Source organism: Cryobacterium psychrotolerans, from assembly GCF_900101115.1.
Classification (GTDB): Bacteria; Actinomycetota; Actinomycetes; order Actinomycetales; family Microbacteriaceae; genus Cryobacterium; species Cryobacterium psychrotolerans.
In genome coordinates, this window is record NZ_FNFU01000006.1 from 165,007 (window position 1) to 173,036 (window position 8,030).

At 69.7% G+C, this 8,030-nt stretch carries 8 protein-coding genes and 1 riboswitch; of the genes, 2 read left to right on the forward strand and 6 right to left on the reverse strand.

The annotated features are described in order from the left end of the window. Positions 1-51: 51 nt before the first annotated feature. The 6 genes from BLQ39_RS07620 to BLQ39_RS07645 all read right to left on the reverse strand — a co-directional run bounded on the left by BLQ39_RS07620 (position 52) and on the right by BLQ39_RS07645 (position 5,488). Positions 52-408: a hypothetical protein gene (locus tag BLQ39_RS07620; RefSeq protein ID WP_092322988.1), complete on the reverse strand. Its 357-nt coding sequence runs from the start codon at positions 406-408 to the stop codon at positions 52-54. An 80-nt stretch (positions 409-488) separates the two neighbouring features. Beyond that, complete coding sequence (gene ribH / locus BLQ39_RS07625; protein ID WP_092322990.1) at positions 489-962, reverse strand: 6,7-dimethyl-8-ribityllumazine synthase; 474 nt, start codon at positions 960-962, stop codon at positions 489-491. Next, positions 959-2,221, reverse strand: a complete 1,263-nt coding sequence (ribA, locus tag BLQ39_RS07630; RefSeq protein ID WP_092322991.1) for a GTP cyclohydrolase II — start codon at positions 2,219-2,221, stop codon at positions 959-961. Before ribA ends, ribH begins: the two co-directional genes overlap by 4 nt. Beyond that, positions 2,218-2,937 (reverse strand): riboflavin synthase, encoded by a 720-nt coding sequence (locus BLQ39_RS07635; protein WP_092322993.1) that lies wholly within the window; start codon positions 2,935-2,937, stop codon positions 2,218-2,220. The genes ribA and BLQ39_RS07635 overlap by 4 nt, the downstream gene beginning before the upstream one ends. Beyond that, entirely contained in the window at positions 2,918-3,964 is a 1,047-nt protein-coding gene (gene ribD / locus BLQ39_RS07640) for a bifunctional diaminohydroxyphosphoribosylaminopyrimidine deaminase/5-amino-6-(5-phosphoribosylamino)uracil reductase RibD (RefSeq protein ID WP_166784387.1), read from the reverse strand. The genes BLQ39_RS07635 and ribD overlap by 20 nt, the downstream gene beginning before the upstream one ends. A gap of 90 nt (positions 3,965-4,054) precedes the next feature. Beyond that, positions 4,055-4,187: riboswitch (FMN riboswitch) on the reverse strand. Positions 4,188-4,513: 326 nt separating this feature from the next. Continuing rightward, positions 4,514-5,488 carry a sugar-binding transcriptional regulator gene (locus BLQ39_RS07645; protein WP_092322994.1) on the reverse strand — a complete coding sequence of 325 codons (975 nt, stop codon included), beginning with the start codon at positions 5,486-5,488 and terminating at the stop codon, positions 4,514-4,516. 129 nt (positions 5,489-5,617) lie between these two features. Here BLQ39_RS07645 and BLQ39_RS07650 point away from each other — a divergent pair, with 129 nt between their 5' ends. Both BLQ39_RS07650 and BLQ39_RS07655 read left to right on the forward strand, forming a co-directional pair. Then, a complete protein-coding gene (locus BLQ39_RS07650) occupies positions 5,618-7,342 on the forward strand; it encodes a glycerol-3-phosphate dehydrogenase/oxidase (protein ID WP_092322996.1) in 1,725 nt (574 codons plus the stop codon). A 139-nt stretch (positions 7,343-7,481) separates the two neighbouring features. Further along, the coding region (locus BLQ39_RS07655) for an MIP/aquaporin family protein (protein ID WP_092322997.1) at positions 7,482-8,030 on the forward strand (549 nt) is incomplete at its 3' end.

Consider the following 8,030-nt stretch of genomic DNA (forward strand, 5'->3'; position numbering starts at 1 on the left):
TGTGCGCCCTAAAACGTCGTTTTAGCGCGCACAACTGCGGTTTCGCGGGGACTACTTCCAGAGAACCGCGACGGCGATGTTGGCGACGGTGAGGCCGCCGATGGCCCAGAGTGCCCACGACGGGGCGACGGGCTTCTTGCGGTACATGATCACGAGCACCGTGATCACGATGAGGACGACCAGTTTGACGGCGATCTTGGCATTGTCGATCTCGCCGGGCTCGGCCATCTGCACGAGGCCGACGAGCAGCAGGCCGGTCACCAGCTGGGTCAGGGCGCCGTGGAACATCGCGGCGACGACGGTGCCCTTGCCGGCGATGATGTCCTTCACCTGCACCAGGAACCCGCCGAGCAGCGAGGCGAGGCCGATGAAGTGCAGAATGACGAGAATGCCGATCAGGATGTCCATGCCGCCAGCCTAGGGGACGGCACCATCGCTCACCGGGAGGCGAGGCTCACCGGGAGGCGAGGCTCACCGGGACGCGAGGCTCACCGGGAGGCGAGCTCCCGCAGCAGCCGAGCCGTCGCGATGGCCGCCGACGCGGCCTCCTCGCCCTTGTCCTCCTTCGAGCCGGGCAGCCCGGCCCGGTCGAGTCCCTGCTGCTCGTCGTCGAGGGTGAGCACGCCGAACCCGACGGGCTTGCCGGCGTCCAGCGCCACCCGGGTCAGGCCATCCGTCGCCGCCGCCGACACGTATTCGAAGTGGGGGGTGCCGCCGCGGATGATCACGCCGAGCGCGACCACCGCATCCGCCCCGTTCTCGAGGGCGATCTTGCAGGCGACCGGCAGCTCGAAGCTGCCGGGCACGCGCACCAGGGACCAGCTTGCGCCGGACGCCTCGAGCACGCGGGTCGCCCCGGCGATCAGCCCGTCGGTGATCACGTCATGCCAGCGCCCGGCCACGATCACGACGCTGAGGCCGGTTCCGTCGACGGTCAGTTCGGGCGATCCTGCTCCGCTCACAGTGCGATTCCCTTCAACATGTGGTGCTCCTCGATGTGGTGGCCCATCTTGTCGCGCTTGGCGGCCAGGTAGTCCTCATTGTGGCTGCCGATCCCGACGACGAGCGGCACGCGCTCGGTCACGGCGACGCCGTGCAGCTCGAGCTGGCGCACCTTCTCCGGGTTGTTGGTCAGCAGGCGCACCGAGGTCAGCCCCATCTGGTGCAGGATGCCCGTGGCCGCGCCGTAGTCGCGGGAGTCACCGGGCAGGCCCAGGGCCAGGTTCGCGTCGAGCGTGTCCAGGCCGTCTTCCTGCAGTTTGTAGGCGCGGAGCTTGTTGATCAGGCCGATGCCGCGACCCTCCTGGCCGCGCAGGTAGACGACGACACCGCCCTCCCGCTGGATGGTCTCCAGCGCCGCGTCCAGCTGGGGGCCGCACTCGCATTTGAGCGAGCCGAACGCCTCGCCGGTCAGGCACTCGGAGTGCACCCGGACGAGGGCGCCGTTGGCCGGGACTCCCGAAACGACGGCGACGTGGTCGGCCCCGGTCATCCGGTCGCGGTAGGCCCGCATCTGGAATGCGCCGTGCCTGGTCGGAACCGTCGTCTCCACCTCGAAGTCCACCCGCGGCGATTCGAGGATCGGGCTGATCGTGGGCAGGTCGGTGTCGCAGTGGAATTCCTGCAGGTACTCGATCAGCTCCTTGATCGTGATCACGAGCACGCCCTCGCGCTCGCCGAGCTCGATCAGGCCGGGCAGGCGCATCATCTCGCCGTCCTCGGCGACGATCTCGGCGATCCCGGCGACCGGCACGAGGCCGGCCAGCTTCATCAGGTCGACCGCGGCCTCGGTGTGGCCGTCGCGCTCGCGCACCCCGCCGTCCACGGCGCGCAAGGGCAGGATGTGGCCCGGCCGGTGCAGGCTGGCCGGGGTGGAGATCGGGTCGGCCAGCACCCGCAGGGTGTGCGCCCGGTCGGCGGCGCTGATGCCCGTGCTCAGGCGATCGGCCGCGTCGACCGACACGGTGTAGGCGGTGCCGCGCACGTCCTCGTTGTTCAGAACCATGACGGGCAGGTCGAGCTGGTCGGCGATGTCGTTGGTCATCGGCGCGCAGATGAAGCCGGACGAGTATCGAACCGTCCAGGCGATCCACTCCTGGGTGGCCATCTGGGCGGAGATGATGACGTCGCCCTCGTTCTCGCGGCCTTCGTCGTCGGCGACGATGACCGGCTTGCCCAGGCGCAGCGCCTCGAGGGCGGTGGGGATGTCGGCGAGGCTCATAATGCGCTCCTTTGTGTTGCGGGTGCTTGGGGTGCTTGGGGTGCTTGGGGTGCGGGTGCTTGGGGTGCGGCGTCGGCGGCGCCTGCGCCTGCGGCTGTGGGTCGTGCGGCCGCCGCCAGGTCGAGGATTCGCAGGGCGTGGCGGGCCAGGATGTCGGTCTCGAGGTTGACCTGGTCCCCGACCCCGAGGGCGCCGAGGGTGGTCGCGGTGAGGGTCTCGGGGATCAGCGAGACCTCGAACCACTGCTCCGGTTCGCTCGCCGGGCTGATGTTGCTCACGGTGAGCGACACTCCGTCGATCGCGATCGACCCCTTGCCGGTGACCAGCGGGGCGAGCTCGGGGGAGAGGTCGAACCTCAGCACCCGCCAGGCGTCGCCGGGGGTGACCCGGAGCACGGTGCTCGTGCCGTCGATGTGGCCCTGCACGATGTGCCCGCCGAGGCGGTCGCCGACCAGGGCGGCGCGTTCGAGGTTGACCGGCGTGCCCTCGGCCAGGCCGTCGAGCGTGGACATGGCCAGGGTCTGCGCCATGACGTCGGCCGTGAAGCCCTCCGGGGTGCGGTCGACGACGGTGAGGCACACGCCGTTGACCGAGATCGAGTCGCCGTGCCCCGCGCCGGCCACGACCAGGGGGGCGCGGAAGGTGAGGCGTGCGGCATCCGTCGAACGCTCGATCCGTTCGATGCTGCCGAGTTCCTCAATGATTCCGGTGAACATGGTCGTTCCTTTCCAGGGGGCGCGCGATGACGAGGATGTCGTCGCCGAGCCGGTCGAGGTGGGTGATGGCCAGCCGCCGCTGTTCGGCGATGCCCTGGACACCGATGTCATTCAGGGCGAGCCGGCCGCCGCCCAGCAGGGTGGGGGCCAGGTAGATGAGGTATTCGTCGGCGAGGCCGGCGGCCACGAACGCGCTGGCGAGGGTGGGGCCGCCCTCGACGAAGACGCGACGGATGCCGCGCTCGTGCAGGTCGCCGAGCACGGCGCCGAGGTCGGAGCCGTCGAAGAAAAGAGGGGCCTGCGGGTGCGAGAGCACGGCGGAGCCCGCGGGGATCGGACGGGTGCCGAGCACGACGGGAATCGGCTGGCCGGGCAGGAGGCCGCCGTCGGCGTCTCGGGCGGTCAGCGCCGGGTCGTCGGCGAGCACCGTGCCGGTCCCGACGACGATGGCGTCGGCCTGCGCTCGCCGCCGGTGCACGTCCTGGCGGGCCTCGGGGCCGGTGATCCACTGGCTGGACCCGTCGGCGGCGGCCGCGCGGCCGTCGAGGCTGGAGGCCCATTTGACGGTCACGAACGGGCGGCCGAGGCCCGCGGCGAAGAGCCAGTCGGCCAGGAACGCCGTGGCTTCCTCGGCGAGCACCCCGCCCTGGATCGCCACGCCGGCCGCGCGCAGCCGTTCGGCCCCGCCGGAGGAGCGTTCGCCGGGGTCGGCGACCGCGTAGACGACGCGGCTGATGCCGGCGTCGAGGAGGGCGACCGAGCAGGGGCTGGTGCGACCGGTGTGGTTGCACGGCTCGAGGGTGACCACGGCGGTTGCGCCGCGGGCGCCGCCGGCCGGAAGCTTGGAGAGGGCGTCGACCTCGGCGTGCGGGGTGCCGGCGCCGCGGTGCCAGCCTTCGGCGAGTGTCTCGCCGTCGGCGCCCAGGATGATGCAGCCCACGCGCGGGTTGACGCCGGTCGCCGGGCCGTTGCCGGCGAGGTCGAGGGCGCGACGCATGGAGCGTTCGTAGTCCGCGTCCTGTGTCATTCCCGTCCCCGTTCGTGGTCCGCACGAACTCCGGGGGTAGGGGCATCGCGAAACGCGAAACCCGCCGATCGATCTCGAAAGATCAACCGACTCGTGCGCCTCCCATCCGGACTTTAACCGTCGGTGCTGGAGTTTCACCAGCTCAACCGCTTCGCTCCGAGGAGCGTCACGGGTCGCGGACTTTAACCGCCGGCTCGGATTTTCACCGACCCCGGAGCACGTTTCTTACTTCTAGTTATATCCCAACGCGTGCGGCTCCGGATAATTCCCGCCCGCATCGTCACCTCCCGCCTCCCGCGCCCGCTTCCCGCTTCCCGCGTCCGCTTCCCGCTTCCCGCGTCGGCTGCTGTGTGGCCAACTCAGGAGATTTCGGATGTTCGGGCCCGGTTCCCCCGGATGAGTGCGGCCTCCGGGCGCCGGCGCACGGATTCTCCTGAGTTGGCCACACAGCGAACCGGCCGCTGGTCGGCGGATTGCGGCGGTGGCGGCCGTGGGACCGGGCGACGGCGGATTGGTGCGGCGGCGACCGGCGGACCGCGTGCCGGCCGGTCAGGGGGTCGCGACCAGTGCCCGCGCCGTGCCCTCGTCGAGGAACAGGTCGGTGATGAGGTCGGCACACAGGGCTCCGCGCAGGCTCGGCAGCTTGGAGTTGCCCGAGACGACGCAGATCCGGCGTGGCGTGCGCTGCAGCACGGCGAAGTCCGGGCCGGTGCCGCGTTCGTTCAGCGGGATGCCGCCGGTCGACCCGTCAGCGCGGAAGAACACCGTCGCCACGTCGCCGACCACCCCGTCGCGGTTGAGCGCGTCGAAGTCGTCCGGATCGAGGTAGCCGCCGGCGTAGACGTGGCTGGGCACCTCGGAGAAGGGCGACCCCAGCCCGAACAGCGCGACGTCCATCCGCCCCTGCATCTCGATCAGCCGGGCCATGCTGCGCTCGCGCCAGAGCGCCTGCCTGGTCAGCGGGTCGTCGAAGAACGCGGGCACCGGGAACTGCTGCACATGGGCGCCGAACGCGTTGCCGAACCGGCCGAGGATTTCGCTCGCGTAGCCGAGCCCGGTGGTGCTCATATTGCCGGCGCCATTGAGTTGCACGATCTGCGAATTGTGGGTCGGCTTCGGCGTGATGTGCCGGCTGATCGCACTCATCGTCGAGCCCCAGGCGATGCCCATGATCATGTTCGAGTCGAAGTACTGGCCGAGAATTCGTGCAACCGAGAGGGCGACGCGCTCAAGCCGGTCGACGTCGTTGGCACGGTCGGACACCGGAACGACATGCGCCGTGACCCCGTAGCGGGCCTGGATTTCCTGCTCCAGCCGGCTCGGCGCATCCAGCGGGGACCGGATCTGGATGTCGACGAGCCCGGTCGCCCTGGCGTGGCTGAGCAGCCGGGAGACCGAGGATCTCGAGGTGTGCAGCTCCTGCGCGATGGCCTCCATCGTCAGGTCCTGCAGGTAGTACAGCTGCGAGGCGGTGAGCGCGTCGCGGGTGCGGTCGGACTGCGCCGGGTCGTCGTCGAGCAGCATTCTCACTCCTTGCACGTATGTGCAATCCGACTGAATGTTTGTGTCGGACTGTCAGGCTGTATTCATTCACATGTCTTGCCGTCAGCGCAAGCGCCCCTGCATGCTCCCATCCCGAGAGGCCAGAGAACAGTGACGTCCACCCAGTCTCAGTCAGCCCAGTCAGCCATCCGCACCCGCCCCGAGGCGCAGGTGCTCATCATCGGGGCCGGCATCAACGGCATCGCGACCTTCCGCGACCTGGCACTGCAGGGTGTCGACGTGGTGATCGTCGACAAGGGAGACTACGTCTCGGGCGCCTCGGCCGCGTCCTCGCACATGATCCACGGCGGCGTCCGCTACCTCGAGAACGGTGAGTTCCGCCTGGTCAAGGAGTCCGTCGAGGAGCGCAACGGGCTGCTGAAAATCGCGCCGCACTACGTCAAGCCGCTCAAGACGACGGTGCCGATCTTCTCGACCTTCTCCGGTGTGCTGGCCGCGCCGCTGCGGTTCCTCACCCACAGGCAGGGCAAGCACCAGGAGCGCGGCGCCCTGCTGATCAAGGTCGGCCTCTCCCTTTACGACTCCTTCTCCCGCGACGGCGGCAGCGTTCCCCGCCACGAGTTCCACGGCGCCCGCGAGTCGCTGGCCCAGCTGCCCCGGCTGAATCCGGGCCTCAAGTACACGGCCACCTACTACGACGCGGCGATGCACGACCCGGAGCGCCTCGCGCTTGACGTGCTGCGCGACGGCCTGGATGCCGGGCTGCACGCCCGCAGCGCCAACTACACCGAGGCGATCGGGATGGATGCCGACGGCGTGCGCCTGCGGGACGTCGTCACCGGCGAGGAATTCAGCGTGACGGCCGATGTCGTGGTGAACACCTCGGGGCCGTGGACCGACCTCACCAATGCCGCGCTCGGCCGGGCCAGCGAGTTCATGGGCGGCACCAAGGGCTCGCACATCGTCGTCGACCATCCCGAACTGCTCGCCGCGACCGGCGGGCGGGAGATCTTCTTCGAGCACAGCGACGGCCGCATCGTGCTGATCTACCCGCTGAAGGACCGCGTGCTGATCGGCACGACCGACCTCGAGCACGACATGACCCAGCCGATCCGCTGCACCGAGACCGAGATCGACTACTTCTTCGAACTCGTCTCGCACGTATTCCCAGACATCACGGTCGGCCGTTCCGACATCGTCTTCCGCTTCGCCGGGGTGCGGCCGCTGCCCCGCCACGACGACGAACAGCCCGGCTTCGTGTCCCGCGACTACCGGATCGAATCCCGCCCGCTCGGCGCCCGGACCGGCACCCTGCTCAGCCTGGTCGGCGGCAAGTGGACGACCTTCCGCGCCCTCGCCGAGAACCTGGGCGGCGACATCCTGACCCTGCTGGGCATGCCGAGAACCGTCTCGACGGTCGGGCTCCCCATCGGCGGCGGGCGCGACTTTCCGGTGACGGATGACGCGCTGCAGGTCTGGCTGGCCGCGAACGGCGACGAGGTGGGCCGGCCCAGGGCCGCACTGCTTCTGGCCCGGTACGGCACTCGGGCGGTGCAGGTCATCGAGCACCTCACGGCCGGGCCGGATGCCCCGCTGGAGCACGCCTCGGACTACACCCGGCGCGAGATCGAATACCTCGCCGCCACGGAGTCGGTCGTGCGACTCATCGACGTGCTGCTGCGGCGCACGAGCATCGCATTCGTCGGCGGCACGACCAGCGCCCTGGTCGGGGAGCTCGCCGATGTGGTCGCACCGGTGCTCGGCTGGGATGCCGCGCGCCGGGCGGCCGAGATCGAGCTCGCGGTCGGCATCCTGCGCCAGGTTCACGGAGTCGACCTGGCTCCGATCGAACGGGACGCCCACGCGGCCGCCTGACGCCCGGCGGGCCGGATCTGCACGAACGTGCAGCCCAAACCCCCCAAACGGGTACCGGGGGACCGGTACGGTTTCACAGGATTGCTGATTCACCCCTGGTGAATCGGATCCTCAGCTTCACCCCATCAGAAAGGTCAATGTGGACAATCTCGGTGTTGTATTCCTGTCGGAGGTAGTCGGAACGGCCATCCTCGTGCTGCTCGGCTGCGGCGTTGTCGCCAACGTCGCGCTCGCAAAAACCAAGGGCTTCGGCGGTGGCTTCCTCATGGTCACGATCGGCTGGGGCCTCGCCGTCTTCGCCGGTGTGATCGTCGCCTACAACTCGGGCGCGCACCTGAATCCGGCGGTGACGCTCGGGCTCGTGGCCTCCGGCGCCACCGAGTTCGGCTCGGGCGTGCCGGTCACGTTCCTGTCGGTGCTCGTCTACATTGCCGCCGAGATGCTCGGCGCGATTCTCGGCGCCGTGGTCGTCTGGCTGGCCTACAAGCAGCACTTCGACGCCGAACCGGATGCGGGCAGCAAACTCGCCGCGTTCTCGACCGGCCCGGCCATCCGGTCCTACGGCTGGAACCTGGCCACCGAGATCATCGGCACCTTCGTGCTCGTCTTCGTCGTCATCGCCTTCGGCGGCGGACGCCAGGGCGAAGCCGGCGGCCTCGCCGCCCTCGGCGCCCTGCCGGTGGCCCTG

Bases quoted from the DNA above. Each gene is read 5' to 3' on its own strand.
- BLQ39_RS07635 (WP_092322993.1), bottom strand. From the start codon at position 2,937: ATGTTCACCGGAATCATTGAGGAACTCGGCAGCATCGAACGGATCGAG.
- BLQ39_RS07645 (WP_092322994.1), bottom strand. From the start codon at position 5,488: ATGCTGCTCGACGACGACCCGGCGCAGTCCGACCGCACCCGCGACGCG.
- ribD (WP_166784387.1), bottom strand. From the start codon at position 3,964: ATGACACAGGACGCGGACTACGAACGCTCCATGCGTCGCGCCCTCGAC.
- ribA (WP_092322991.1), bottom strand. From the start codon at position 2,221: ATGAGCCTCGCCGACATCCCCACCGCCCTCGAGGCGCTGCGCCTGGGC.
- BLQ39_RS07620 (WP_092322988.1), bottom strand. From the start codon at position 408: ATGGACATCCTGATCGGCATTCTCGTCATTCTGCACTTCATCGGCCTC.